General features: G+C 69.6%; 24 protein-coding genes and 1 pseudogene. 18 read left to right on the forward strand and 7 right to left on the reverse strand.

Features of this window, described 5'->3' with window-relative positions:
• Window positions 1–8: 8 nt before the first annotated feature.
• Window positions 9–1,241, forward strand: a complete 1,233-nt coding sequence (gene hemW / locus EV140_RS00950; protein ID WP_130280182.1) for a radical SAM family heme chaperone HemW — start codon at window positions 9–11, stop codon at window positions 1,239–1,241.
• A 9-nt stretch (window positions 1,242–1,250) separates the two neighbouring features.
• Here hemW and EV140_RS00955 read toward each other — a convergent pair whose 3' ends face one another.
• Window positions 1,251–1,628 (reverse strand): DUF4870 domain-containing protein, encoded by a 378-nt coding sequence (locus tag EV140_RS00955; protein ID WP_241971231.1) that lies wholly within the window; start codon window positions 1,626–1,628, stop codon window positions 1,251–1,253.
• A 90-nt stretch (window positions 1,629–1,718) separates the two neighbouring features.
• The gene (locus EV140_RS00960; RefSeq protein WP_130280184.1) at window positions 1,719–2,123 is read right to left on the reverse strand and encodes a DUF4870 domain-containing protein; all 405 of its coding nucleotides are present in this window, start codon (window positions 2,121–2,123) and stop codon (window positions 1,719–1,721) included.
• Between the two features lie 239 nt (window positions 2,124–2,362).
• Between EV140_RS00960 and hrcA the strand changes: the two genes are divergently transcribed.
• From hrcA to era, 8 genes are all read left to right on the forward strand, one after another.
• A complete protein-coding gene (gene hrcA, locus EV140_RS00965; RefSeq protein ID WP_130280186.1) occupies window positions 2,363–3,382 on the forward strand; it encodes a heat-inducible transcriptional repressor HrcA in 1,020 nt (339 codons plus the stop codon).
• A gap of 6 nt (window positions 3,383–3,388) precedes the next feature.
• The gene (gene dnaJ, locus EV140_RS00970; protein WP_130280188.1) at window positions 3,389–4,486 is read left to right on the forward strand and encodes a molecular chaperone DnaJ; all 1,098 of its coding nucleotides are present in this window, start codon (window positions 3,389–3,391) and stop codon (window positions 4,484–4,486) included.
• A gap of 10 nt (window positions 4,487–4,496) precedes the next feature.
• Window positions 4,497–5,243, forward strand: a complete 747-nt coding sequence (locus EV140_RS00975; protein WP_130280190.1) for a 16S rRNA (uracil(1498)-N(3))-methyltransferase — start codon at window positions 4,497–4,499, stop codon at window positions 5,241–5,243.
• A 90-nt stretch (window positions 5,244–5,333) separates the two neighbouring features.
• Window positions 5,334–5,690, forward strand: a complete 357-nt coding sequence (locus tag EV140_RS00980) for a histidine triad nucleotide-binding protein (RefSeq protein WP_130280192.1) — start codon at window positions 5,334–5,336, stop codon at window positions 5,688–5,690.
• A gap of 64 nt (window positions 5,691–5,754) precedes the next feature.
• A complete protein-coding gene (locus EV140_RS00985) occupies window positions 5,755–6,816 on the forward strand; it encodes a PhoH family protein (RefSeq protein WP_130280995.1) in 1,062 nt (353 codons plus the stop codon).
• Window positions 6,817–6,841: 25 nt separating this feature from the next.
• Entirely contained in the window at window positions 6,842–7,303 is a 462-nt protein-coding gene (ybeY, locus tag EV140_RS00990; protein ID WP_130280194.1) for an rRNA maturation RNase YbeY, read from the forward strand.
• Window positions 7,303–8,658 carry a hemolysin family protein gene (locus EV140_RS00995; RefSeq protein WP_130280196.1) on the forward strand — a complete coding sequence of 452 codons (1,356 nt, stop codon included), beginning with the start codon at window positions 7,303–7,305 and terminating at the stop codon, window positions 8,656–8,658. Before ybeY ends, EV140_RS00995 begins: the two co-directional genes overlap by 1 nt.
• Window positions 8,655–9,614 carry a GTPase Era gene (gene era / locus EV140_RS01000; RefSeq protein ID WP_130280198.1) on the forward strand — a complete coding sequence of 320 codons (960 nt, stop codon included), beginning with the start codon at window positions 8,655–8,657 and terminating at the stop codon, window positions 9,612–9,614. Before EV140_RS00995 ends, era begins: the two co-directional genes overlap by 4 nt.
• A gap of 390 nt (window positions 9,615–10,004) precedes the next feature.
• Here era and EV140_RS01005 read toward each other — a convergent pair whose 3' ends face one another.
• The 3 genes from EV140_RS01005 to EV140_RS01010 are packed head-to-tail and all read right to left on the reverse strand — an operon-like array spanning window position 10,005 to window position 12,141.
• On the reverse strand, window positions 10,005–10,691 hold the full coding sequence (locus EV140_RS01005; protein WP_130280200.1) for a response regulator: 687 nt from the start codon (window positions 10,689–10,691) through the stop codon (window positions 10,005–10,007).
• Complete coding sequence (locus EV140_RS13190) at window positions 10,688–10,828, reverse strand: hypothetical protein (RefSeq protein ID WP_157985574.1); 141 nt, start codon at window positions 10,826–10,828, stop codon at window positions 10,688–10,690. The genes EV140_RS01005 and EV140_RS13190 overlap by 4 nt, the downstream gene beginning before the upstream one ends.
• On the reverse strand, window positions 10,825–12,141 hold the full coding sequence (locus EV140_RS01010; RefSeq protein WP_157985575.1) for a histidine kinase: 1,317 nt from the start codon (window positions 12,139–12,141) through the stop codon (window positions 10,825–10,827). The genes EV140_RS13190 and EV140_RS01010 overlap by 4 nt, the downstream gene beginning before the upstream one ends.
• Before the next feature lie 292 nt (window positions 12,142–12,433).
• Between EV140_RS01010 and leuA the strand changes: the two genes are divergently transcribed.
• A complete protein-coding gene (leuA, locus tag EV140_RS01015) occupies window positions 12,434–14,194 on the forward strand; it encodes a 2-isopropylmalate synthase (protein ID WP_130280204.1) in 1,761 nt (586 codons plus the stop codon).
• 168 nt (window positions 14,195–14,362) lie between these two features.
• Here leuA and EV140_RS01020 read toward each other — a convergent pair whose 3' ends face one another.
• Both EV140_RS01020 and EV140_RS01025 read right to left on the reverse strand, forming a co-directional pair.
• A complete protein-coding gene (locus EV140_RS01020; protein WP_241971232.1) occupies window positions 14,363–14,950 on the reverse strand; it encodes a P-loop NTPase family protein in 588 nt (195 codons plus the stop codon).
• 414 nt (window positions 14,951–15,364) lie between these two features.
• Window positions 15,365–16,009, reverse strand: a pseudogene (locus EV140_RS01025) (trimeric intracellular cation channel family protein); the annotation flags it as partial.
• A 154-nt stretch (window positions 16,010–16,163) separates the two neighbouring features.
• Between EV140_RS01025 and EV140_RS01030 the strand changes: the two are divergent.
• The 8 genes from EV140_RS01030 to EV140_RS01065 all read left to right on the forward strand — a co-directional run bounded on the left by EV140_RS01030 (window position 16,164) and on the right by EV140_RS01065 (window position 24,994).
• Window positions 16,164–16,901 carry an NUDIX hydrolase gene (locus tag EV140_RS01030; protein WP_241971233.1) on the forward strand — a complete coding sequence of 246 codons (738 nt, stop codon included), beginning with the start codon at window positions 16,164–16,166 and terminating at the stop codon, window positions 16,899–16,901.
• Window positions 16,898–18,184, forward strand: coding sequence for a quinolinate synthase NadA (nadA, locus tag EV140_RS01035; RefSeq protein WP_130280208.1), 1,287 nt, complete (start codon window positions 16,898–16,900; stop codon window positions 18,182–18,184). The genes EV140_RS01030 and nadA overlap by 4 nt, the downstream gene beginning before the upstream one ends.
• A gap of 30 nt (window positions 18,185–18,214) precedes the next feature.
• Window positions 18,215–19,927 carry an L-aspartate oxidase gene (locus EV140_RS01040; protein ID WP_130280210.1) on the forward strand — a complete coding sequence of 571 codons (1,713 nt, stop codon included), beginning with the start codon at window positions 18,215–18,217 and terminating at the stop codon, window positions 19,925–19,927.
• A complete protein-coding gene (gene nadC, locus EV140_RS01045; RefSeq protein WP_130280212.1) occupies window positions 19,924–20,841 on the forward strand; it encodes a carboxylating nicotinate-nucleotide diphosphorylase in 918 nt (305 codons plus the stop codon). The genes EV140_RS01040 and nadC overlap by 4 nt, the downstream gene beginning before the upstream one ends.
• A 3-nt stretch (window positions 20,842–20,844) precedes the next feature.
• Complete coding sequence (locus EV140_RS01050) at window positions 20,845–22,008, forward strand: cysteine desulfurase family protein (protein ID WP_130280214.1); 1,164 nt, start codon at window positions 20,845–20,847, stop codon at window positions 22,006–22,008.
• A gap of 160 nt (window positions 22,009–22,168) precedes the next feature.
• Window positions 22,169–22,987 carry a DNA repair protein RecO gene (gene recO, locus EV140_RS01055; RefSeq protein ID WP_130280216.1) on the forward strand — a complete coding sequence of 273 codons (819 nt, stop codon included), beginning with the start codon at window positions 22,169–22,171 and terminating at the stop codon, window positions 22,985–22,987.
• On the forward strand, window positions 22,987–23,802 hold the full coding sequence (locus tag EV140_RS01060) for an isoprenyl transferase (RefSeq protein WP_130280218.1): 816 nt from the start codon (window positions 22,987–22,989) through the stop codon (window positions 23,800–23,802). The genes recO and EV140_RS01060 overlap by 1 nt, the downstream gene beginning before the upstream one ends.
• Before the next feature lie 124 nt (window positions 23,803–23,926).
• Window positions 23,927–24,994 carry an aminotransferase class V-fold PLP-dependent enzyme gene (locus EV140_RS01065; RefSeq protein WP_241971234.1) on the forward strand — a complete coding sequence of 356 codons (1,068 nt, stop codon included), beginning with the start codon at window positions 23,927–23,929 and terminating at the stop codon, window positions 24,992–24,994.
• Window positions 24,995–25,043: the final 49 nt, after the last annotated feature.

The raw sequence follows: 25,043 nt of genomic DNA on the forward strand, positions 1-25,043 counted from the left end.
TGGTGCTGATGCCCAGCGCCCTGCCCCTTGCCGACCCGGCCCCCGACGACGGTGCCCTACCGGCGACCGTCGCCGAGGGCGCCGCCGAGCGGGCCTTCGGCGTCTACCTGCACGTGCCGTACTGCCGGGTGCGCTGCGGATACTGCGACTTCAACACCTACACGGCCGACGAGGTGCGCGGCACCTCACGGGCCGACTTCGCCGACCAGGCAATCGCGGAGGTCGCGCTCGCGGCCCGCGTGCTCGCCGAGGCCGACCTTCCTCCCCGCCCCGCGAGCACGGTGTTCTTCGGCGGCGGAACCCCCACCCTCCTGCCGACGCGCGACCTCGCCCGCATGCTCGACGCTGTGCGCGGCGCCTTCGGCCTCGCCGACGGCGCCGAGGTGACGACGGAGGCGAACCCGGACTCCATCGACGCGCGTGGTCTCGCCGATCTTGCCGAGGCGGGGTTCACCCGGGTGAGCCTGGGCATGCAGTCGGCGGTTCCGCACGTGTTGACGACGCTCGAGCGCACCCACGACCCCGAGAACGTGCCGCGACGGGTCGCCGAGGCGCGCGCGGCGGGCCTGCAGGTGAGCGTCGACCTGATCTTCGGCACCCCCGGCGAGAGCCTCGCCGACCTTGACCGCAGCATCGACGCGGCGCTCGCGACGGAGCCCGACCACCTGAGCGCCTATGCGCTGATCGTCGAGGAGGGCACGAAGCTCGCCCGCCAGATCGCCCGCGGCGAGGTGCCCCCGGTCGATGACGACCTGCACGCCGACATGTACGAGCACCTGGATGCACGGCTCGCCTCGGCCGGATACGCCTGGTACGAGGTCAGCAACTGGGCGCGCGATGAGACCCATCGCTCGCGCCACAACCTCGCGTACTGGACCGGTGAGGATTGGTGGGGCGTCGGTCCCGGCGCGCACAGCCACGTCGGCGGCGTGCGCTGGTGGAACGTGAAGCACCCGGCGGCCTACGCGCAGCGCCTCGCGTCTGGCCTCAGCCCTGCCGCGGGCCGCGAAACTCTCGACGCCGAGACCCGGCGCGTCGAGCGCGTGCTGCTTGAGACCCGCACGGCCCTCGGCCTGCCGGTCAGCGCGCTCGATCGGGCGGGACGCACCGCAGTCGCCGGCCTCATCGCCGACGAACTCGTGGATGCTCGCCTCGCCCTCGCGGGGCGGCTCGTGTTGACGGCGCGCGGCCGCCTGCTCGCCGACGCGGTTGTGCGTCGGCTGCTGCCGGAGCCTGCGTAAGTGCTGCGCTTAGTACTTGATGAAGCGAATCGCGAGCGGGTAGGCGTAGGCCTGGCCGCGGTTCGCGGCCACGGCGGCAAGGATCGACAGCACGAGGATCGCGATCGACACCCCCACCAGGATCACGAAGCCCACCAGTACGAGCGTCAACACGCTGCCAACGAGCGCCGCGATCAGCATCGTGAGCTGAAAGTTGAGCGCCGTCGCGGAGTGGTCACGGATGAACGGTCCGCGGTCTTTCAGCACGAGGTAGCCGATGAGCGAGGGGAGGAAACCGAAGAAGATCCCGCCGATGTGAATCAGGATGGCCCAGAGCTTCTCGTCCTCCGGCCGCATCGGCTGCGGCGGGGCGGCGTACGGCGAGCTCGGGGGAGGCGCGTCAGTCATGAGGCCAGTAAACACCCAGCACTGCCATGCACGCGAGAGGGGCCCGGCCATGCGGCCGAGCGCCTCGTCGTGTGATCGGTCAGGCGGCGCCTACTTGATGAGGCGCAGCGCGAACGGGTAGCGGTAGGCCACCCCGTCCTTCGCCTTCTGGAAGCCCATGATGCTCCAGATGAGCGAGAGCACCCAGAGCCCGAGCGGGAAGATCCAGCCGATCAGCGCCCAGAGGCCGAACGTCACTGTGGTGAGGATTGAGTTCAGGATGAACACGGCGATCTGGGCGATGGCCATCGTGATCTGGAAGTTCAGCGCCTCCTTCGACTCCTGGCGGGTGAAGGTTCCGCGGTCCTTGAAGATCAGGAAGATGATGAGCGACGGCAGGATGCCGATGATGCCGCCGAGGTGCGCGAACGAGGCCCACTGGCGGTCTTCGGCCTCGCTGAGTGGCGCCGGTGCGGCCGACGACGCGGGGGGAGGGGGAGGAGGGGTGTCAGTCATGGGGTGAACTGCCTTTCGAGCGAGCGAACGGTGCGTATGAATACCCGGGGTGGAGCATGACCGTGCCGGCGCCGTCGGAGAGCACGGAACGCCTTCGTTGGCACTGACACACGCTCGACCGTACTCGCGCCGCACCGCGAGGGCAACGATTTCGCGCCCGCGCCCCGCGGTAGAATTGGCAGTCACGTCAGGTGAGTGCCAGGAATGGCGGCGGCGAGCGGCACGAAAGGGGGCATCGCATGGTGTCGGATCGAGCACTGCAGGTGCTTCGCGCCATCGTGCAGGACTACGTGTCCTCGCGAGAACCCGTGGGCTCGAAGGCCCTGGTCGAGCGTCACCAGTTCGGGGTGAGTTCGGCGACGATTCGCAACGACATGGCCCTTCTCGAGGAAGAAGAGTTGATCGCCGCGCCGCACACGTCCTCCGGCCGCGTTCCGACCGACAAGGGCTACCGGATGTTCGTCGACCAGCTCGCCGAGTTGCGGCCGCTGAGCGCTGGCCAGCGCCAGGCGATCGCGCAGTTCCTCGATCAGTCGATCGACCTTGACGACGTGTTTGCCCGCACCGTGCGCCTGCTCAGCCAGCTCACTAACCAGGTGGCGCTCGTGCAGTACCCGACGCTCGGCAATGCCCGCGTTCGTCACGTCGAGTTTGTGCCGATGACGGCGACCCGTCTCATGACGGTCTTCATCACCGACGGTGGGCGGGTCGACCAGCGCATCATCGAGCTTCCGCTCGAGGCCGACGAGGTGTTCGTCGGCGAATTGCGCGCGAAGGTCAACGCGCTTCTCGACGGCCGGCCGCTCGCGGACGTCGGCGGCCTCGCCGACGTTCTCGGCGAGCATTTCGCACCCGAGCGACGGGACGCCGTTCGCGTCGTCGCCGAGGCCCTCGTCGGCCACGTGGATGCGCACCGGCAAGATCGGCTCGTCATGGCGGGGGCGGCGAACCTCGTGCGCACAGAGGGCGACTTCGCCGGCAGCGTGTACCCGGTGCTCGAGGCCATTGAGGAGCAGGTGACCCTGCTCAAGCTCTTCAGCGAGATGGAACTCGACTCGCAGGTGGTCGCGGCTCGGATCGGCCGCGAGAACGCGGAGGCCCTGCACGAGGCGGCGGTTGTGACGTCGCCGTACAGCATGGGCGCAGATCAATCGGCGAGGCTGGGCGTTCTGGGCCCGACCCGCATGGACTATTCGAACAACATGGCAGCGGTACGCGCCGTCGCGCGCTACGTCAGCCGCCTACTGGGTGAGGACTAACGCTAAGTGGCAGATCACTACGAGACCCTCGGGGTCGCCCGAGACGCGAGCGCCGACGACATCAAGAAGGCCTACCGGCGCCTCGCGCGCGAGCTGCACCCCGACGTGAACCCGTCGAGCGAGGCGGCCGAGCGCTTCAAGCAGGTGACGCACGCGTACGATGTGCTGAGCGACCCGAACCAGCGCCAGCAGTACGACCTCGGCGGCTCCGGCGGCATGGGCGGCGGCTTTGGCGGCTTCGGCGACATCTTCGAGACGTTCTTCGGCGGCGGTCAGTCGCAGCGCGGCCCCCGATCGCGCCGCGAGCGCGGCCAGGACGCCCTCCTGCGCGTCGAGGTCGAGCTGAACGAGATTATCTTCGGCACGACCCGCACCCTCGATGTCGACACGGCGGTCCTCTGCGAGACCTGCAACGGCTCGTGCTGCGCCCCCGGAACCGAGCCGATCACCTGCGGCATCTGCCGCGGCTCCGGCCAGATTCAGCGCACGGTACGCAGCCTGCTCGGCAACGTGATGACCTCGTCGCCGTGCGGATCCTGCCGCGGTTACGGCACGGTCATCCCGAACCCGTGCCCGTCGTGCGCCGGTCAGGGCCGCGTGCGCGCCCGCCGCTCGATCCCCGTCGACATTCCCGCCGGCGTCGACACCGGCCTGCGCATCCAACTGCCCGGACAGGGCGAGGTGGGCCCCGCCGGCGGCCCCAACGGTGACCTCTACCTCGAGATCAAGGTGAAGACGCACGAGACGTTCAGCCGCCAGGGCGACGACCTGATGGCCACCGTCGAGGTGCAGATGGCTGACGCGATCCTCGGCACGACCGTCACCCTGCCCGCGCTCGACGGCGACGTCTCCATCGAGATCAAGCCGGGCACCCAGAGCGCCGAGGTGCTGACGGTGAAGGAACGCGGCATCACGCGTCTGCGTGGCGCGGGTCGCGGCGACCTGAAGCTCGGCATTCAGGTGGTCACGCCGGTCCGGCTCAACAGCAAAGAGACGAAGCTCATCCAAGAGTTCGCGCAGAGCCGCCGGCCCGTGCCTCCCCAGTTCTCGACCTTCCAGCAGGGGCTGTTCTCGAAGCTGCGTGACCGCTTCCTGAACCTGTAGCGTCGGCGGCGTGGCGCACTTCTACCTCGACGAGACGCTCGCACTGGCCGGCGCCGCCGCGGGCGACGAGGTCGCCCTGACCGGTCCGGATGCCCGCCATGCCGTTACGGTCGCGCGCCTGCGTGCCGGCGAAACGGTGCGCGTCGGCGACGGTGCGGGAACGATCGCGCTCGGCCGCGTGCTCGACGCGACGCCCGATCGCGTCGCGCTCGTCCTCGAGACCGTGGATGCGCATCCCGAGCCCCCGACGCGCCTCACGCTCGTCCAGGCGCTCGCGAAGGGCGACCGCGACGAGCTGGCCATCCAGGCCGCGACGGAGCTCGGTGTCGACGCCATCGTGCCGTGGCAAGCGGCCCGCAGCGTCTCGATCTGGAAGGGGCCGAAGGCAGACAAGGGCCGCGCCCGTTGGCAGACGATCGTGCGGGAGGCCTCCAAGCAGGCGATTCGCCCCCGCGTGCCCTCCGTCGCACCGATCGCCACGACCCGCGAGCTCGTCGCGCAGGCCGGGGAAGTGGACGTCAGCGTGCTCGTGCTCGAGCCCACCGCACCGGACCGGCTGAGCGCACTCACGCCGAGTGAGCTGGGCGGCACAATACTGCTCGTCGTCGGGCCTGAGGGCGGCGTCGCACCCGACGAGCTCGCCGCGCTCACGACCGCGGGCGCCCGCCCGGTGCGCCTCGGCGACACCGTGCTGCGCACCTCGACGGCGGGGCCCGCCGCTCTCAGCGTGCTGTCGACGACGCTCGGTCGCTGGTGACCGGTTCTCGGCACGCCGGCGGCTCCGCTGGAAGCGAACCCTGAGCGGGAGCCGGGGCGCGCATCCGATATCGCCCGTAGAATTGCGCTCATGGAAACCCGCGAGCGGACGATCTTCGAGCGCATCATCGCCCGTGAGATCCCGGCCGACATCGTGCACGAGACCGACAGCGTGATCGCGTTCCGCGACATTGCACCACAGGCCCCCGTGCACCTCCTCGTCGTGCCGAAGACCGCCGAGTATGCCACGGTCGCCGAGCTGGCGGCCGGCGACCCCGAGCTCTTGGCCGAGGTCGTCGCCACCGCGCAGACGCTGGCCGAGAGCCACGCCGACGGACACTTCCGCCTCGTGTTCAACTCGGGGGAAAACGCGGGCCAGACCGTCTTCCACGTTCACGCGCACGTCCTCGCGGGCGGGCTCGCCGAGGGGTCGCTTGCCCACGGATAACGCACCCCACGCGCCCCTTCCCGACGCGCCCTACACCCGCCACCTCGACGTCGACGGCGTCGCCATGGTGCGGCTACTCGGCCCCCAGGACCGGCTGCTGACGACGCTCGAGCGCGAGCACCCCGGCGTCGACGTGCACGTGCGCGGCAATCAGATCACCCTGCAGGGCGAGCGCCCGGCAGTCGAACAGGCGGCAACGCTGGTAGAGGAGCTCATCCGGATGGTGCGAAACGGGACCGACCTCGGCGAGGTTGAGGTGCAGAGCTCGGCGCGCATCCTGCGCGACGGTTCGGGCAGCCCGGCCGATGTCCTGAGCCAGGCGATCCTGACGAGTCGAGGCAAGAGCATCCGCCCGAAGACGCTCGGCCAGAAGGCGTACGTCGACGCAATCGACCAGCACACGATTGTGTTCGGTATTGGCCCAGCCGGAACGGGCAAGACGTACCTCGCGATGGCGAAGGCCGTGCAGGCGTTAACGCGCAAGGAGGTCGACCGCATCATCCTGACGCGCCCGGCCGTCGAGGCCGGCGAGCGCCTCGGCTTCCTGCCCGGCACGCTCACCGACAAGATCGACCCGTACCTGCGTCCGCTCTACGACGCACTCAACGAGATGATGGACCCGGAGCTCGTGCCGAAGCTGCTCGCCTCCGGCGTCGTCGAGGTCGCGCCGCTCGCCTACATGCGCGGCCGCACGCTGAACAACTCGTTCGTCGTGCTCGACGAGGCGCAGAACACCACCCCCGAGCAGATGAAGATGTTCCTCACCCGCCTCGGGTTCGGTTCGACCATGGTCGTCACGGGCGACATCACCCAGGTCGACCTGCCGGGCGGCGCGTCGGGGTTGTCGCTCGTGACGCGCGTGCTCGACGGAATCGACGACATCCACTTCGCCCGCCTCACGAGCGACGACGTCGTGCGGCACAATCTGGTCGGACGCATCGTCGATGCTTACACGAAGTACGACGCAGAGCGGCAGAAGGCCGAGTATGAGCGCGCCGAGCGGCGCCGCTCGGGAGGCGGAAACGGGGATGCACGGGGTGCGCAGGGCGTGAATCGCGCGGCCCGACGCGCCGCGACCCGCGACCGGCTTCCCGGCCGCAGCCGTCGCGGTACGCAACGATGGTGAGCGTGAGTAGGGCGAGGGTTCGCGCGTGAGCGTCGAGATCAACAACGAGTCGGGCGTCGACGTCGACGAGGCGGCGATCCAGCGGCTCGTCGTGTACGCGTTTGACCACTTGAACGTGCATCCCGATGCGGAACTCGCGATCCAGATGGTCGATGAGGGCGCCATGGAGCGACTGCACATCGAGTGGATGGACGAGCCTGGCCCCACCGACGTGCTGAGCTTCCCGATGGACGAGCTACGCCCCGGCAGCGACGACGAGCCGACGCCTCCGGGCCTGCTCGGCGACATCGTGCTCTGCCCGCAAGTCGCGATCGCCCAGGCCGAAACGGCCGGCCACTCGGTCATGGACGAGTTGCTGCTGCTCACCACCCACGGCCTGCTGCACCTGCTCGGCTTCGACCACGCCGAGCCGGAAGAAGAGCGCGAGATGTTCGGCATCCAACGCGACGTGCTCGTCGGCTACACCCTCGCCGAACGCAAACGCTGATGGTGCTGACCACCGTCTTCTTCGCGGTGGCGTTCGTGCTCGTCGTGCTCGGCGGACTCTTCGCCGCCATCGACGCTGCCCTCGGAGTACTGAGTCGCAACGACCTGGTCGAGCTCGCCGCCGAGCGGAAGACCCCGCAGCGGCTGTTGACGATCTCGAACGACATCGGCGCGCACGTCAACGCCCTCAACTTCCTCCGCATCGTCGCCGAGACGATCGCGGCGGTGCTCGTCACGCTCGCGTTTGCGAGCATCCTCACGGAGTGGTGGTGGGTGCTCGTCGTCAGCGCGCTCATCATGATCGGCGTCTCGTTCGTGCTCGTCGGTTCGAGCCCGCGCAGCGTCGGCCGCGCGCATCCGCGTGCACTGATCGTCGCCACGGCGCCGCTCGTGCGGGCGATCCGCGTGCTGACCGGCCCGATCGCCGACGCCCTCGTCGTCATCGGTAACCGGGTCACGCCGGGCCGTCCGCGCAGCGTGGCGTTTTCCAGCGAGGAGCAGCTGCTGTCGATGGTCGACGAGGCGACCGACCTCGACGTGCTCGAGGTCGAAGACCGCGAACTCATCCACTCGATCTTCGAGTTCAACGACACGATCGTGCGCGAGGTCATGGTGCCGCGCACCGACATGACCACGCTCGAAACGGGGCAGACCGTCGCCGAGGCGATGGCGCTGTTCCTCGAGAAGGGGGTATCGCGCATCCCGCTGATCGGCGACGACGCCGACGACATTCGCGGCGTCGTGTACCTGCGCGATGTGACCCGGCTCACCGTCTCGTCGCCCGAGACAGCGGGGGCGACGCAGGTCGACGTGCTCGCGAAGCCCGCGCAGTTCCTGCCCGAGTCGAAAAAGGCCGACGACGCGCTGCGGTACCTGCAGCACGAGTCGAACCACCTGGCGCTCGTCGTCGACGAGTACGGAGGTATCGCGGGGCTCGTCACGATGGAAGACCTCATCGAAGAGCTCGTCGGCGACATCACCGACGAGTACGACCGCGAGCAAAGCGCGTTCGAGCAGCTCGACGAGAACCGGTTCCGCGTCAGCGCGCGCATGCCCGTCGACGAATTGGGTGACCTGTTTGGCATTGACCTCGACGATGACGACGTCGACACGGTCGGCGGGCTCCTGACGAAGCACCTCGACCGCCTGCCGGTGGCCGGCTCAACCGTCGAGGTAGACGGGCTGCACCTCACCGCCGAACGCACGGAGGGACGCCGCAAGCGCGTCGTCACCGTGCTCGTCGAGGCCGACCAGGCGCTCATCGATGCGCGCCTCGCGTTTGCCGCCGCGTCGACCGACACCGGCGCGATCCCCGTCCAGGATGCCCGCCCCACCTCCCCGAGGAGCGCCCCGTGACCGAAACCCGCGACACCCCTCCCGCCCGCAAGCCCCGCGCCTTCTGCGCGCCCCCTTCCGAAACCGCGGAACACCGAGCCGGATTCGTCACCTTCGTCGGCCGCCCGAACGTCGGCAAGTCGACCCTCATGAACGCGCTGGTCGGCGAGAAGGTCGCCATCACCTCGTCGAAGCCGCAAACGACGCGGCGGGCGATCCGCGGAATCGTGCACCGAGCATCCGGACAGTTGATCGTCGTCGACACGCCGGGCGTTCACCGCCCGCGCACACTGCTCGGCGAGCGCCTCAACGCGCTCGTGCAAGACACGCTCGGCGACGTCGACGTGATTGGGTTCTGCGTTCCCGCCGGCGAGCCGATTGGCCCTGGTGACACATACATCAACGAGCAGCTGGATGCGCACGGCGCTCGCGTACGCAAGGTGGCGATCGTGACGAAAACCGACCGCGTCGGGCCCGAGCGCGTCGCCGAGCAGCTCATCGCCGTGTCGGCCCTGCGCGAGTGGGACCTCGTGATCCCGCTGTCGGCACTGACCGGCGACCAGGTCGACGTGCTCGCCGACGAGCTGATTCGCCTCATGCCCGTCTCGCCGCCGCTCTACGAGGCCGAGTCGACGACCGACGAGACCGAGGAGGACCGGGTCGCCGAGCTCATTCGCGAGGCGGCGCTCGAGGGAGTCAGCGACGAGCTGCCGCACTCGCTCGCCGTCACCATCGACGAGATGATCGAGCGCGAGGGCGACGGCCTGCTACAGATCTTCGCCAACGTCTGGGTCGAGCGCGACAGCCAGAAGGGCATCATCATCGGGCACCGCGGATCGCGGCTTGCCGACGTGGGCCGGCGGGCCCGCGGCGAGATCGAGGCTTTGCTCGGGCGCAAGGTCTTTCTGAAGCTGCACGTGAAGGTCGCCAAGGAGTGGCAGCGCGACCCCAAGCAGTTGGGGCGGCTCGGGTTCTAGGGCGGGCACGGCGCGCCGCCCGCGTGTCGCGTAGTCCCGGTCAGGGTCGCGACAGTCGGCGAGTCCCCGGCAACACGCCGCGCGCGCCGCGACAGACCGGGGCGTTGCGACAGCCGAGCCCCGGCCGGTGTCTGCCAGGCCGACAATTCGGGCGGGCGTGCGGACTGTGGGCCCCCAACCCCGGCGTGTTGCGCCGCGCTGTCGGTGCTGCGGACATGCAACTTGGGGAGTGACACGGGCAACGGTCGCTAGTCGAGTGTCGCGCAGCACCGGCCAGGGTTGCGACATCCCGCGTGTTGCCGCGCGACGCGCCGCTGCGAGCGTGGTGCACCCGGGCGTTGCGACAGCCGAGGCCTGGGCGCGGCATCGCGCGGGCATGCCGCGCGGCCCTCAGCGGCGGGGGAGCAACCCATGGTCGTGCGCGTACAACACCACCTGCACCCGGTCGCGCAGCCCGAGCTTCGCGAGAATGCGACCGACGTGCGACTTCACCGTCGCCTCGCTGACGAACTCGCGTTCGGCGATCTCGGCGTTGCTGAGGCCTTCGGCGATAGCGCCGAAGATCTCGCGTTCGCGCGGGCTGAGGTCGGCGAGGGCGGTGTCGCGCGCGGCGCTGAGGTCTTTCGGGGGCGCGGGGCGGGCATCCACGTGAGTGAGCAGGTCGGCGATCGCGCCGGGCGCGACGACGGCGTGCCCGCCGTGCACGGCGCGGATGGCGGCGAGCAGAAACTCGGGCTCGGCGTGCTTAAGGAGGAAGCCACTCGCGCCCGCGCGGATTGCCCGCAGCGCTGCGTCATCGAGGTCGAAGGTGGTGAGCACGATGACGCGCGGGGGTGGACGGTTGGCGTCGGCCGCGGCACTCATGATGCCGCGGGTTCCGGCGATGCCGTCGACCCTCGGCATGCGGATGTCCATCAGCACAACGTCGGGCGAGTGCTCGCCCGCCGCGGTTACCGCCTCGTCACCACTGGCCGCCTCACCCACCACGGTGAGGTCGGATTGCGACTCGATGAGCATGCGCACTCCGCGCCGAAACAGCGGCTGGTCGTCGACCAGTAGCACGCGGATCGGGGTCACGCGGTGCTCCACGGCAGCGTCGCCGGAGTGAGAGGCCGGCGCGGCACAACCACGAATCCAATCGGAATGGCGACGGTCGCGGCGTCGGTGGCTGAGTGGCTCGCCGACACGTTCACCGGCGACACCGGCGCGGTCACGCGTGCACCTCGGTGACCACGCCTTCGCTGTCCCGAGCCTCGGCACGGGGATGCTCGCGCGGTTCCCGCGGGAGTCGCGCCCTCACTCGATACGTCGCGCCCTCATGGATGCTGAACTCGCCGCCCGCAAGGATCGAGCGCTCGCGCATCCCGTCGATGCCATGGCCGGGCTGCGACAGTGTGGCCGCGGCGGTGTCGGTGTCGGTGGCAGGCTCTGCGTTGGGGGGTGTTGATCGTGCCGAGGTTGCCGCTGCCTGGTTTGTGACGAGCAGGTCGACCGTTGCGTCGCTCCAATCGAGGTCGAGTGTCGCGCGGCCGTCGCCGTGGCGGAGGGCGTTCGTGAGCGACTCCTGCGCGATTCGGTAGAGCGCCAGCTCGCGGGCATCGGTGAGTCGACCCCGCTCGCCGAACTCGTGCACGTTGAGCTCGAGCCCGGAGTCGCGAAACGAGTCGAATAGCGCGTCGAGGTTCGCGAGCCCGGGCTGCGGACCGGCCTCCTGCGTGTGGCGCAGCTCGGTGAGCAGGGTGCGCACGTCGGCGAGCGCGTCGCGCGCTGTCTGCGCGATCGTGCCGAATGCGTCGGCCGCGGCGGGGGAGTCGGCGGTTGTCGCGTAGCGGGCCCCGTCGGCCTGGGCGATGACGACCGTGAGGGAGTGCGCCACGATGTCGTGCACGTCGCGCGCGACCCGGGTGCGCTCGGCCTCGAGGTCGGCGCGGGTGAGCGCGGCATCGCGCTCGGTGCTCACGCTCTTGACGGCGGCGCTCAGCACCCGTCGGTTTCGGATGCTTCGCACGAGCTCTCCGAGCACCCACGGCATCAGAGAGATGACCGGCCAGATCAAGATTTCGATAATCCTGGCGAGGACGTATCCGAGGCTCACGTTCACGTAAAGCCCCGCGCCAATGACGAAAACGAGGGCCAGGCCGATCGCTGCGAGAACGGAGAGCCCAAGGCCAAACCATCGCGTTGCCGGATTCCCGTAGGCGCTGGAACCGAAGGTGACGACTGCCGCTGCGAGGAAGATCAGCGCATTGTTGGGCGGCCCAATGAGAACTGTCGCAAGCAGTCCGACAAAGACGCTCGCGCCGAGTGCGACGACGGCCCAGTGAGGACGGGTGCGATGAACCGCGACACCGAAACCGAGGAGCAACGCGACGACGTTGCTGACGACGATCGCGAAGAAGGACCCCCCTCGCCACGTCTGGTCAAGCATGAGTGCGAGGGCCAAAAACACGCCGACGGCAATTTCCGCCCGGAAGAGGGTGCGATCGCGGCGCTCGGGTGTGAACCAGGTGATCAGGTGATCGAACATGTGCGTCACGCTACGCATCGCGACGCGGCGCGTCGCGCGAAACGCGCCCCGTTCATCCTGTCGGATGCGAGGTTTCATCCTTTAGTCGTATGCGACCGGGCGCGCACGCGTACCGCGGTCCAGCATCCGGAACGGTTCGCGGCCGTGAGCCGGCCGGGTGTACCCTGAGATCGTGTTCGGCACGCTTCTTCTTCGTTGCCGCGACGAGGCTTAGCCCTTAGCCTCCCTCGTCGCGGAGTTCGTTGTCGGCTGAGACCAGCATCAGACACGTCACCCAGGAGCCGCGAAGACCATGAAGAACCGCCAGCAGCCGTCGGGGATGCCGACGCACAAGTACCAGCCCTACCAGTCGATCGTGCGGGTCGATCTGCCCGACCGCACGTGGCCGACGAAGACGATCACGCAGGCTCCGCGCTGGTGCGCCGTCGACCTGCGTGACGGCAACCAGGCGCTCATCGACCCGATGAGCCCGGAGCGCAAGCGCATCATGTTCGACCTGCTCGTGCGCATGGGCTTCAAAGAGATCGAGGTCGGGTTCCCGTCGGCGTCGCAGACCGACTTCGACTTCGTGCGCTCACTCATCGAGGACGAGCTGATTCCCGACGACGTGACGATTCAGGTGCTGACGCAGTCGCGCGAGCACCTGATCGCTCGCACGTATGAGGCGATCAAGGGTGCGAAGCGCGCGATCGTGCACTTCTACAACTCGACCAGCGTTTTGCAGCGCGAGGTCGTGTTCCGCACTGATGTGGAGGGCGTGAAAGAGATTGCGCTTCATGGTGCGCGCTGGTGCAAGCAGTACGAAGCGACGGTGCCGGGCACGGAAGTGTTCTACGAGTACAGCCCCGAGAGCTACACCGGCACCGAGCTCGAGACGGCGCTCGAGGTCTGCAACGCCGTCATTGAGGAACTGCAGCCGACACCCGAGCGCCAGCTGATCATCAACCTGCCGGCGACCGTCGAGATGGCGACGCCGAACGTCTACGCCGACTCGATCGAGTGGATGCACCGCCACCTCGCGCGCCGAGACTCGATCATCCTCAGCCTGCACCCGCACAACGACCGCGGCACCGCAATTGCGGCGGCCGAGCTCGGCTACATGGCCGGCGCCGACCGCATCGAAGGGTGCCTCTTCGGCAACGGCGAGCGCACCGGCAACGTCGACCTCGTCGCGCTCGGCATCAACCTCTTCACGCAAGGCATCGACCCGCAGCTCGACTTCAGCGACCTCGACGAGATCAAGCGCACTGCCGAGTACTGCAACCAGCTGAAGGTGCACGAGCGCTCGCCCTGGGCGGGTGACCTCGTCTATACGGCCTTCAGCGGCTCGCACCAGGACGCCATCAAGAAGGGCTTCGAGGCGATGGATGCGCGCGCTGCGGCGGCGGGTGTTGGTGTCGATGAGTTGGTCTGGGGTGTTCCCTACCTGCCGGTCGACCCGAAAGACCTGGGGCGCTCGTATGAGGCGGTTATTCGGGTGAACTCGCAGTCGGGCAAGGGCGGCGTCGCTTACCTCTTGAAGACCGACCACGCGCTCGACCTGCCCCGAAAGCTGCAGATCGAGTTCAGCCACGTCGTGCAGGCGAAGACCGACGCCGAGGGTGGCGAGGTCACGAGCGAGCAGATTTGGGAGATCTTCCAGGACGAGTACCTGCCCGCAGCCGACGAGACGGACAAGTGGGGGCGATTCGAGCTGCTCTCCACTCGCACCGCCTCAGACATGACCGGGTCGGTCGCGCTCGACGTCACCCTGCGCGACGGCGACGCGATCGACGGCGTCTCGGCCACGGGAAACGGGCCGATCGCGGCGTTCCTCGGCATCATGCAGGGGCAGGGCATCGAGGTGCGACTGTTCGACTACGTCGAGCACGCGCTCTCGGCCGGCGGGGACGCCTACGCCGCCTCGTACGTCGAGCTCGAGGTCAACGGCCGCACGCTCTGGGGCGTCGGCATCGACCCCGACATCTCGACGGCCTCGCTGAAGGCCGTCGTCTCGGCGATCAACCGCGCCATTCGCCTCGAGACGGGCGCCCGCGAGCTCGCCACGGCGTAAGGGCGTGGCGCAGTGCCGCGATGTGCGGCCCCTGCGCGTGCGCCGTCAACAAGTCAGGACTAGCGCCGCTCGCCCCGACTTGGGTCGCCGTCAACAACTCAGGACTAGCGCGGCGTTTGCGGTGATTGCGCCGCGCGCTGCTGCGGCTCACAGACTGCACCTCGCGCGTTAGTCCTGAGTTGTTGACACCGCGGCGAGGAGTGCCCGCACTTCTCGGGTTCGGCGGATGCGCAGGACGACGAGATCGGGACGGGTGCGCACAGCACTCTCGATGAGGTGGCGATACTTGTTGCGCGTCGACACCGCCCAGCGGATGATCCCCTCGCGGTGCAGAATCGCGTGGCGGATGCCCGGTTCCTGGTTGCCGTTCCACAGCTCTTCGCGTCGGAGGCGTCGCCACAGTGTCCGTGAAACCACCCGTCGGAAGGTCGTGCGGAACGGCGGATCCAGCCAGACCATCACCGTTGCCCGCTCGAGGATCAGGGGGCGCACCGCGCGGTACTGCCACTCCGTGACCCAGCGTTCGCGAGCGACGAGTGCGCAGACGTCGTCCGCGAACGAGGGGCGCGGAGTCCAATCGGCTCCCCAGTGCAGGGCGTCCAGCTCGGTGTCGGGCAGATCGACGGCCGCCGACAGCCGGCGAGCGAGCGTGGACTTCCCCGAGCCGGAGACCCCCGCGATGGCGACCCGCGCATCCGGCCCTCTGAGCGCGTCCACCGCGGCCATGAGCTCGGGGCTGGGCACACGCTTCGGCACCCGACGACTGTAGTCGCCGCCCGCGTGTCAACAACTCAGGACTAACGCAGTGCGATGGCCCGGCGGCCCGCGTCCGACCGGGCCACGGCAGGGCGACCGCCCGCGTTAGTCCTGAATTGTCGACACCCCCTCGGATGCGCACCGGGAGGACACGAGGCGCACTAGTCCTGAGTTGTTGACAGCCGCTGCCAGCGGGTGCCCTCAGCGGCGCGCCCGGCTCGCACCCGGGATGGGGGAGCGGCGGCGCACCCGCGGCTCGGCGCCGGGTGCATCGCTGACGACGGGAATCGCGGCTGTGGTCGCGTGCAGGTGAATAATCCCCGTCGCGGTCGTGACGACTCGACCCCGCTCGACTTCCACGGTCGCCGACTGCCGCCGCCGACCCGGCATGGCGGGCAGCGGCGGCAACTTCGGCAGCCGCGTGATGGCGCGCTGTTCGGGCAGGCTCCAGCCGAACAGCACCGACAGGATTCGGATTACGAAGGTCAGTGCGACGCCAATCCCGGCGGCGACGAACACGTCGACGCCAAACTCGAGCAGCCCTGCGATGGCCACAGCCCCGCCGGCCGCGGCGAGCGCGTACAGCGACCCCACGTGCATGAGCGCGATCGGAAGGGTGAGCAGCACGTCGCGCAGGATCGACCCGCCCACGGCCGCCAAGACGCCGACGAACACCGCGGCCACGGGCGGAAGGCCCAGCGACAGGGCTTTGGTCGTGCCGATCGCCCCGAAGAGCCCGATCGTGAGGGCGTCGAGAGCGGTGATGATGCGCGAGAGCTTCGACAGCACGCGCTCGAGCAGCATGCCAAGCAGTGCCGCACCCGTCGCCACCGCGACGTACCAGTTCGACTGCAGGGGTGCGAGTTCGACGTTCAGCAGCAGGTCGCGCAGGAGACCGCCGCCAAACCCGACGACGATGCCGATGATGGCGACGCCCAGCCAGTCGAGCCGCCGGTCGCGGAACTGCGAGGCGAACATGGCGCCCTGCAGCGCGCCGACGCCGACGGCGAGCAGGTCGGCCCACAGGGGGATCACAAACAGCGGGCTCACGAGCCCCATTCTGGATGCTCGCAGCACCGTCCGAGCGCACCCCGCGCCGCGGCGCATATCGCCCAGTTCAGGTTCTGCACACCTTTAGTGGTACGCTTCGTTCTGGTCATCATGACTGTAACTCTGCGTCGCCCGGCGCAGCGAAGCCGACCGAAGGGGCGCCGTGAGCGACAGCAGTGACGTGCTCCGCGCATCCATCGGTCTCGCCGTGTCGACGGTGATCTTCGCGTTGCGCGATGCCGAGGGGGACACGAGTGGGCCCGCCGTGGGCACCGACGCGCCGGCGACCGTCTGGCTGCCACTCGTGCGCCGCATCCGCGAGCCGCAGTGCGGCCGGTGGGCGCTTCCCGGCGGAATGGTCGAACTCGACGAGAGTCTCGAAGGCGCGGCGCGCCGCAACCTCGCCGAGACGACCCAGCTCGAACCCGCCTACCTCGAGCAGCTCTACGCCTTCGGCGACGTCGACCGCTCGCCCGACCGGCGCCTCGTGTCGATCGTCTACTGGGCACTCGTGCGGCCCGATGAGGCCGAGCGCCTGACGCTGGGAGAGAACGTGCAGTGGTTCCCGGCCGACGAGCTGCCCGAGCTCGCCTTCGATCACAACCTCATCGTCGACTACGCGCTGTGGCGCCTGCGCACCAAGATGGAGTACTCGGCCATCGCGCACGCCTTCCTGGGCGACGAGTTCACGCTCGCCGAGCTGCGCGGCGTCTACGAGGCGGTGCTGCAGAAGCCTCTCGACCCGGCGAACTTCCGCCGCCAGATGGAGTCGTCGGGCGCCATCGAACCCACCGGCGGCGTCGTCACCGGCGGCCGCCACCGCCCCCCGAAGCTCTACCGCTACACCGGCGACGTGCAACTGGTCGACGCCGGCCCGCTCACCCCGAGGATCTCCGCATGAGTACGACACCCCTCACCCTCGACACGACCATTCGTGGCATCACCAACGGTGTGCTGCCCGGCGAGACGTGCACCCCCGACCTCGCGAAGAGCCCGTGGGAGTTCGACCCCACTCCCGGGTACGGCCCCGGGTCGTCGATGTACGACGTGATCCCGACCGGCTCACCCGTGCAGGGCGGGCTGCCCCGCGAGTACCAGGATGCGTCGACAAACGAACTGCACGCGCGCATCCGGGCGGCGAAGGAGACCCTGGGCGAGCGCCTCGTGATCCTCGGGCACTTCTACCAGCGCGACGAGGTTGTGCAGCACGCCGACTTCCTCGGCGACTCGTTCCAACTCGCGAACGCTGCGCTCACCAAGCCCGACGCCGAGTACATCGTGTTCTGCGGCGTGCACTTCATGGCCGAGACGGCTGACATCCTCGCCCGCGACTCGCAGCGGGTGATCCTTCCGAACCTCGCCGCGGGATGCTCGATGGCCGACATGGCCGACATCGACAGCGTCGAGGCGGCGTGGGAGGAGCTGGTTTCGGTCTACGGGACGGAACCGGATGCGGATGGCCGCGCCCCGATCATCCCGGTGACGTATATGAACTCGTCGGCGGCGCTCAAGGCGTTCTGCGGGCGCAACGGCGGCATCGTGTGCACGTCGTCGAACGCGAAGACCGTGCTCGAGTGGGCGTTCGAGCGGGGGCAGCGGGTGCTGTTCTTCCCCGACCAGCACCTCGGGCGCAACACCGCCAAGGCGATGGGCGTACCGCTCGAGCAGATGCCGATGTGGAACCCGCGCAAGCCGCTCGGCGGGTCGACCCGTGACGAATTGCTGGACGCCCGGGTCGTGCTTTGGCACGGGTTCTGCAGCGTGCACAAGCGCTTCACCGTCGAGCAGATCGAGAATGCGCGCGCCGTCTACCCCGACGTGCGTGTCGTGGTGCACCCCGAGTGCCCCATGCCCGTCGTCGACGCGGCCGACGAGGCGGGGTCGACCGACTACATCCGCCGGGCGGTGGCAGGGGCGACCGAGCCGACCACCTTCGCGATCGGCACCGAGGTGAACATGGTGAACCGGTTGGCCGCCGAGTACCCGCAACACACGATCTTCTGCCTCGACCCCGTGATCTGCCCGTGCTCGACCATGTACCGCATCCACCCGGGATACCTCGCGTGGGTGCTGGGGGAACTGGTGGCCGGCCGTGTCGTGAACGAGATCGTCGTGCCGTCAACAATTCAGGACGAAGCGCGCGTCGCACTCGAGCGCATGCTCGCGGCGAAACCGCGCGACTAGGGCTGTCACGGCTCTCGGACTCGGACACTCATGGGACACGTCGTCGTCATTGGCAGCGGCATTGCCGGTCTGATCAGCGCTTTACGTGCCGCGCGCGTGCACGACGTGACGCTCGTGACGAAGGCTGAGCTGACCGCGGGCTCGACCGCGTGGGCGCAGGGCGGAATCGCCGCCGCGGTGTTCGCCGACGATAGTCCTGAGTTGCACACACGCGACACGCTGGCGGCCGGCGCGGGGCTCAGTGACCCCGAGGCCGTGCGACTGATGGCGCGGGAGGGCGCCGCGCGCCTGCACGACCTGGTCGCGCTCGGGGTCGAGTTCGATACGGCGGCGAGCGACGAAAGCGATACGCGCGGCCCGCTTGGCTGGGCCCGCGGCCTGGAAGCCGCGCACTCGGTCGCCCGCGTGCTCCACGCCGGGGGCGACGCCACCGGCCGCATCATCGAGCACGCCCTCGCGACAGCGCTAGACGAGGCCCGCAGTTCCGGGCGGATGCTCGTGCGCGAGCACACGACCGCCGTCGCGATCGTGCGCGGAAGCGATGAGCGGGTGTGTGCCGTTGACGTGGCCCCGAGCATCCCGCGTGACGGAGCTGTCGTGACCGAGCGCCTGGACGCCGACGCGGTCGTTATCGCGACCGGCGGCAACGGGCAGTTGTACCGGCACACGACGAACCCGCCGGTGGCGACCGGGGACGGCGTGATTCTGGGCTACGCGGCGGGGGCAGCGGTCGTCGACCTCGAGTTCGTGCAGTTCCACCCGACCGTGTTGGCCGGCGGCGGCCTCGTCTCGGAGGCGGTGCGCGGCGAAGGGGCGGTGCTGCTCAACGCGGCGGGGCGGCGCTTCCTCACCGGGGCCGGCCATGATCCGCGGGGCGAGCTTGCCCCGCGCGATGTGGTGGCCCGCGCGATCGCCGCGCAGATGCGCGAGCAGGGCGGAGCTCCCGTGCTGCTCGATGCGACCTCGCTGGGGGAGCGGACGCTGCGCGAGCGCTTCCCGACGATCGACCGGCTCGTGCGCTCGGCCGGGTACGACTGGACTCGCGAGCCCGTGCCGGTCACGCCAGCCGCTCACTACGCCATGGGCGGATTGCTGACCGACATGAGCGGGCGCACCACAGTTCCGGGCCTGTTCGCTGTGGGCGAAACGGGGTCGACGGGCGTGCACGGGGCCAACCGCCTCGCGTCGAACTCGCTGCTCGAGGCGCTCGTCGTCGGCTGGCGGGCGGGCGACTTGCTTGCTGCCGACGTTGCACCCTCGCCGCTCCCAACCCCGTCGCTGTCAACAACTCAGGACAAACGCGATGACGAGGCTGGCGCGGTCGAGGTGCCGACTGTCCTGAGTGAGGCGCCTGGCGCATCGGACGCGCTGGCCGACGGCGCCACGCCCGTCGCTGGCGAGTACGTGCGCGACCGCGCGTGGGATGCGCTCGGGCTCCTCCGTGACGGAGTGACGATGGGCGATCTGGCCCGAGAACTCGCGGATGCACAGCCTGCCGATGCTCTCGCTGCCCGACTCGTGCCGCTGGCTCGCCTCACCGCTGAGGCAGCGCTCGCACGTCGCGAATCGCGTGGCGCCCACGCCCGCACGGACTATCCCGCGACGGACCCGAGGCAGCGGTGGCGACGCGCGTGGGCGCGGCGGGTTGTCGCTAGTCCTGAGTTGTTGACGCACGACCTGCACAGCGACCATCGCGAGCCCGCCCTCGCGGCGGCCGTACCTACCCGAGAGGTGAAGATATGAGCGCGACCGGCTCCGAGCATCCGACGGCCGTCAGCGGTCGCGTTCAGGCGCCTTCGCAGGCGATTGCCGAGCTGGTTGCTCGCGCCCTTGCCGAAGACGCACCGTGGGGTGATGTGTCGGGCGAGGCGAGCATCCCGGCGACGGCCACCGCCCGCGCGGAATTGGTCAGCCGTGCCGAGGGAGTCCTCGCCGGGTCGGACTGCATCGTCGAAGCCTTTCGCCAGGCTCACCCGGAAGCCGGCATCGTCATGCACCGCGCCGACGGTGACCGTCTCACCCCAGGCGCGACCATCGCCACGATCACCGGGAACGCGCGCGCGATTCTGCGCGCCGAGCGCATCGCGCTGAACTTCGCGCAACGACTCAGCGGTATCGCCACCCTCACCGCCCGATACGTCGACGCGGTGGAGGGCACGGGCGCGCGCATCGCCGACACACGGAAGACCACCCCCGGCCTTCGGATGCTCGAACGCGCCGCCGTGCGCGCCGGCGGGGCCCACAATCACCGCTTTTCGCTATCGGACGCCGTGATGCTGAAAGACAACCACCTTGCGGTGCTCGCACAGCAGGGGCTGGACCTCACGCAAGCGATTCGGGCGGTGCGGGCGCGGATCCCGCACACGATGCATCTCGAAGTGGAGATCGACCGGCTCGACCAGTTGCCTGCCGTGCTGGAGGGCCGTCCCGACACGATCATGCTCGACAACTTCAGCCTGGACGATTTGCGGGCTGGAGTTGCGTTGATCGACGGACGTGCGATTGTCGAAGCAAGCGGGGGAGTGACCCTGGACACCGTGCGTGCCATCGCTGAGACCGGTGTCGACGTGATTTCGGTGGGGGAACTCACCCACAGCGCGCCATCGCTCGACCTAGGGCTCGACTTCGCAACCGATGGCGCAGCTTCCGAAAGGTGAACGGTGACCCTCATCGATCTCGATCAGGCGGCGACCACGGCCGTGCGGCGCGAGGTGCTGGAGGCCATGTGGCCGTACCTGACCGGTGCCTACGGCAATGCGTCGAGCCGACACGCCCTCGGTCGGCACGCCGCTGACGGTCTCGCCGCCGCACGCGAGACGGTCGCACTGCTCGCAGGTGTTCGGCCCGCTCAGATCGTGTTCACGAGCGGCGGTACGGAGTCCGACAACCTGGCCGTCATCGGCCTGACTCTGGGCGCGATCGCAGCTGGCCGTGGACGACACATCGTGGTATCGGCGATCGAGCACGAAGCGGTGCGGGCCTCGGCGGACTACCTGGCGCGCTGGCACGACGTCGAGGTCAGCGTGCTGCCCGTCAACAACTCAGGACTAGTGGATGCTGGGGTGCTCGAGGCGGTCCTGCGACACGACACCGCACTGGTGAGCGTGCAGCACGCCAACAACGAGGTGGGAACGCTGCAACCCGTGCAGCAGCTGGGCGAGTTGGCTCGCGCGGTCGGCGCCCGCTTCCACGTGGACGCGGTGCAGACCGCAGGCTGGGTGTCGCTCGATGCGAGCGTTAGTCCTGAGTTGTCGACAGCCGACGCGATCACCGTCTCGGCCCACAAGCTTCGCGGGCCCAAGGGCGTGGGCGCCCTCGTCCTGCGCACCAACGCCCCGCTCGAGCCGGTCATCCACGGTGGGGGTCAGGAGCGCGATCGCCGCAGCGGAACCGAGAACGTCGCCGGAGCCATCGGCTTCGCTCGAGCGCTGGAGCTCGCCGCCGCAGAACACGACCCCACAACCGTCGCGAGGGTCTGCGCGGATCGTGATGCGTTCATCCACGCGGTAACGAACTCCGTGCCCGGCGCACAGCTCACCGGGCACCCCACGTTGCGCCTGCCCGCGCACGCGTCGTTCGTCGTGCCCGGGATCGGCGGCGAGCCGCTGCTCGTGGCACTCGACGACGCCGGAGTGCTCGCGTCAAGCGGTTCCGCGTGCGCCGCTGGCCGCGACGAGCCGTCACCGGTGCTGCTCGCGATGGGGTTCGACGCCGACACAGCGCGGACGGCAATCCGCTTCACCTGGGGTGTGTCAACAACTCAGGACGAGCTCTCACGTGCCGCACACCTTCTCGCCAATTCTGCTGCCTCGTTGCGCGCCTAGGGGTACTGGCGGCGCGTTAGTCCTGAGTTGTTGACGGCCGCGCGGCGTCGGGCGGCCGCCGGCGCCCTGCCGCTCCCCACTGCGCGCTCTCCGCGCCGGGCTCGCCAGCCCGCGCGCGCCGCTCAGCGCGCACCACACCGCGCGCGGGATACTGGAGCCCGTGCCCACCTACCGTGACGAAGCCGTCGTGCTGCGCACCCACAAGCTGGGTGAGGCTGACCGCATCGTGACGATGCTCGGCCGGCAGCACGGCAAGATCCGCGCGGTGGCGAAGGGCGTTCGCCGCACGGGCAGCCGTTTCGGCAGTCGGCTCGAACCGTTCATGGTCGCCGACCTGCAGCTGTACCGCGGCCGCAGCCTCGACATCGTGCAGCAGGCGGTGACTCTGGGCGCTTACGGTGCCGACATCTCGAGCGACTACGGCCGGTACACGGCGGCGAGCGCCATGGTTGAGACGGCCGACAAGGTGACGGGCGACGACGGCGGAGGCCTCCAGCAGTACCTCCTACTGGTGGGGGGCCTTCGCTCCCTTTCCCGCGGCGAACACGACCCGTCGCTCACCCTCGATTCGTACCTGCTGCGCGCCCTATCGATCGCGGGCTGGGCACCGACGTTCGGCGACTGCGCCGTCACGGGTGCCCCCGGCCCGCACCGTGCCTTCGTCGTCCAACTCGGTGGCATGGTGGCCGACGAGGTCGCCCCGCCAGGTGCCCCCCGCGTCGACGACGATACGCGCGCCCTGCTCACCGCCCTGCTCACCGGCGATTGGATGCTCGCTGACGCCTCCGACGAACGCACCCGCAACAAGGCGAGCGGCCTAATCGCGGCCTACACGCAGTTTCACCTGGAACGCGGTTTGCGTTCGCTGCCGCACGTCGACCGCGCGGCGCGCGAATCGCGCGCGCCGGCGGCAGCTCCCACCGACACCGCCCCGGCCGCCCCGGCTGCCTCACCCGCCCACGCCGGGGAAGTCGTCTGATGGCGCGTCGCGAGCAGCCCGAGCCGCTACGTCCGCTCGACTGGACGGGCGAGCATCCACCGTCGATCCCGGCGAAGGCGGTTCCCGCGCACGTCGCGATCGTGATGGACGGCAACGGCCGCTGGGCGAACGCCCGGGGCCTCACCCGCGTCGAGGGTCACCGCGCCGGCGAGGCGAGTCTGCTCGATGTGGTCGCCGGCGCCATCCAGGTCGGCGTGACGCACCTGAGTGTGTACGCCTTCAGCACCGAGAATTGGAGCCGCAGCCCCGACGAGGTGCGCTTCCTCATGGGCTTCAACCGCGAGGTGTTGCGCCGCCGGCGCGACCAGCTCGACGCGTGGAACGTCCGCATCCGCTGGGCCGGCCGCCGTCCGCGCCTGTGGCGCAGCGTCATCTCTGAGCTGGAAGAGGCGCAGGCCCGCACCGCTGACAACACGGGGCTCACTCTCACGATGTGCGTCAACTACGGCGGGCGCGTCGAGCTCGTCGACGCGGTGCGCGCCCTCGCCGCCGACATCAAGGCTGGGCGGCTGACCCCCGAGCGCATCTCCGAGCGCACGATCGCGAAGCACCTGTACGAGCCCAACCAACCCGACGTCGACCTGTTCGTCCGATCGAGCGGTGAGCAGCGCACGAGCAATTTCCTGCTGTGGCAGAGCGCCTATGCCGAAATGGTGTTCCTGAACACGCTGTGGCCCGACTTCCGCCGCCGCCACCTGTGGGATGCGATCGAGCAGTACGCGGGCCGCGATCGCCGGTTCGGCGGCGCCGTGGATGCTCCCACCACTCCGCCAGCGCAGCCGCCCGCTTCGTAGACGCGACGATCCGCACGCCCGCGGCCGCGCGCATCCTGTGCCGAGGGGCGGCGCTGGGCGCGACCAGGCCACGGCGCCTCGGGTGGCTCTGGACGCGCCCCGGCCGACGCGCGACACTGAGCGCGTGACCATCTCTCTCGACGACGCCCGCGCGCATTTCGGACCGAACGCCGCCGGATACCTGGGGACGGCTGCCCTCGGCCTGCCCACGCGCGAGACCGTCGCGGCGATGACCGCCGACCTCGACGTGTGGTTTGCCGGCGATCGTGGCGCGCCCGACTACGACCGCGTCGTGGATGCATGCCGCGCGGCGTATGCGCGGCTCGTGAGGATGCCGGTCGCGAACGTGGCGGCCGTGGCGCAGGTCAGCGCCGCCGTCAGTGTGATCGCCGCGGATCTCGCCCCGGGGTCCGAGGTCATCGTCGTCGAGGGCGACTTCTCGTCGATGGTGTTTCCGTTTCTGACCCGCGGCGACCTGGTCGTGCGGCATGTCGCTGTCGCGGCGCTGGCCGACGCAGTGCGAGAGGGCACCGCGCTGATCGCCTACTCGTTGGTCCAGTCGGCCACGGGGGAGCGCGCCGACGCCACGGCGGTCTGCCAGGCGGCAGCGCGGGTCGGCGCGCGCACGCTCTGCGACGTCACGCAGGCCGCGGGCGTCATGCCCGTCGACGCGTCGGTCGCCGACGCCACCGTGTGCCACCCGTACAAGTGGCTGTGCTCGCCGCGCGGTGTCGCGTTCCTGACGGTCTCCGACGACTGGATGCACACCCTCCGCCCGATCCAGGCCGGCTGGTACGCCGGTGACCAGGTCTGGCAGTCGGCGTACGGTCCCGAGATGCTCCTCGCCCCGAACGCGCGCCGCTTCGACGTCAGCCCCGCGTGGCCGGCCTGGGTCGGGGCCGAGCCCGCCCTCAAGCTCTTCGCCGCGCTCGACGACGTCGAACTGTGGCGCCACGCCGCGGGGCTCGGCGACGCGTACTGCGAGGCCATCGATCACGAACCGCTGGGCCAGGCGATCGTGTCCGTCCCCGATCCCGACGGCCGGATGCTCGCCGCCGCCCTCGAGGACGGCCTCCGCATCACCGGCCGGGCCGGCCGGCTGCGCGCGTCCTTCCACCTCTACAACACGCTCGACGACGTGGAGCGGCTGGCTCGGATCGTGCGCGCCGAGGCCGCCCCGCGCATCCTGTGAGGCGGCGCTCAGTAGACTGAGCGATCGTGCGCCGCGCAGCCCTCGCGGC

The organism is Microcella alkaliphila, from assembly GCF_004216855.1.
Taxonomy (GTDB): domain Bacteria; phylum Actinomycetota; class Actinomycetes; order Actinomycetales; family Microbacteriaceae; genus Microcella; species Microcella alkaliphila.

Coding starts and splice junctions, on each gene's coding strand:
- hemW (WP_130280182.1), top strand. CDS start 9: ATGCCCAGCGCCCTGCCCCTTGCCGACCCGGCCCCCGACGACGGTGCC.
- EV140_RS00955 (WP_241971231.1), bottom strand. CDS start 1,628: ATGACTGACGCGCCTCCCCCGAGCTCGCCGTACGCCGCCCCGCCGCAG.
- EV140_RS00960 (WP_130280184.1), bottom strand. CDS start 2,123: ATGACTGACACCCCTCCTCCCCCTCCCCCCGCGTCGTCGGCCGCACCG.
- hrcA (WP_130280186.1), top strand. CDS start 2,363: ATGGTGTCGGATCGAGCACTGCAGGTGCTTCGCGCCATCGTGCAGGAC.
- EV140_RS00980 (WP_130280192.1), top strand. CDS start 5,334: ATGGAAACCCGCGAGCGGACGATCTTCGAGCGCATCATCGCCCGTGAG.
- EV140_RS00985 (WP_130280995.1), top strand. CDS start 5,755: ATGGTGCGGCTACTCGGCCCCCAGGACCGGCTGCTGACGACGCTCGAG.
- EV140_RS00995 (WP_130280196.1), top strand. CDS start 7,303: ATGGTGCTGACCACCGTCTTCTTCGCGGTGGCGTTCGTGCTCGTCGTG.
- EV140_RS01010 (WP_157985575.1), bottom strand. CDS start 12,141: ATGTTCGATCACCTGATCACCTGGTTCACACCCGAGCGCCGCGATCGC.
- leuA (WP_130280204.1), top strand. CDS start 12,434: ATGAAGAACCGCCAGCAGCCGTCGGGGATGCCGACGCACAAGTACCAG.
- nadA (WP_130280208.1), top strand. CDS start 16,898: ATGAGTACGACACCCCTCACCCTCGACACGACCATTCGTGGCATCACC.
- EV140_RS01040 (WP_130280210.1), top strand. CDS start 18,215: ATGGGACACGTCGTCGTCATTGGCAGCGGCATTGCCGGTCTGATCAGC.
- nadC (WP_130280212.1), top strand. CDS start 19,924: ATGAGCGCGACCGGCTCCGAGCATCCGACGGCCGTCAGCGGTCGCGTT.
- EV140_RS01060 (WP_130280218.1), top strand. CDS start 22,987: ATGGCGCGTCGCGAGCAGCCCGAGCCGCTACGTCCGCTCGACTGGACG.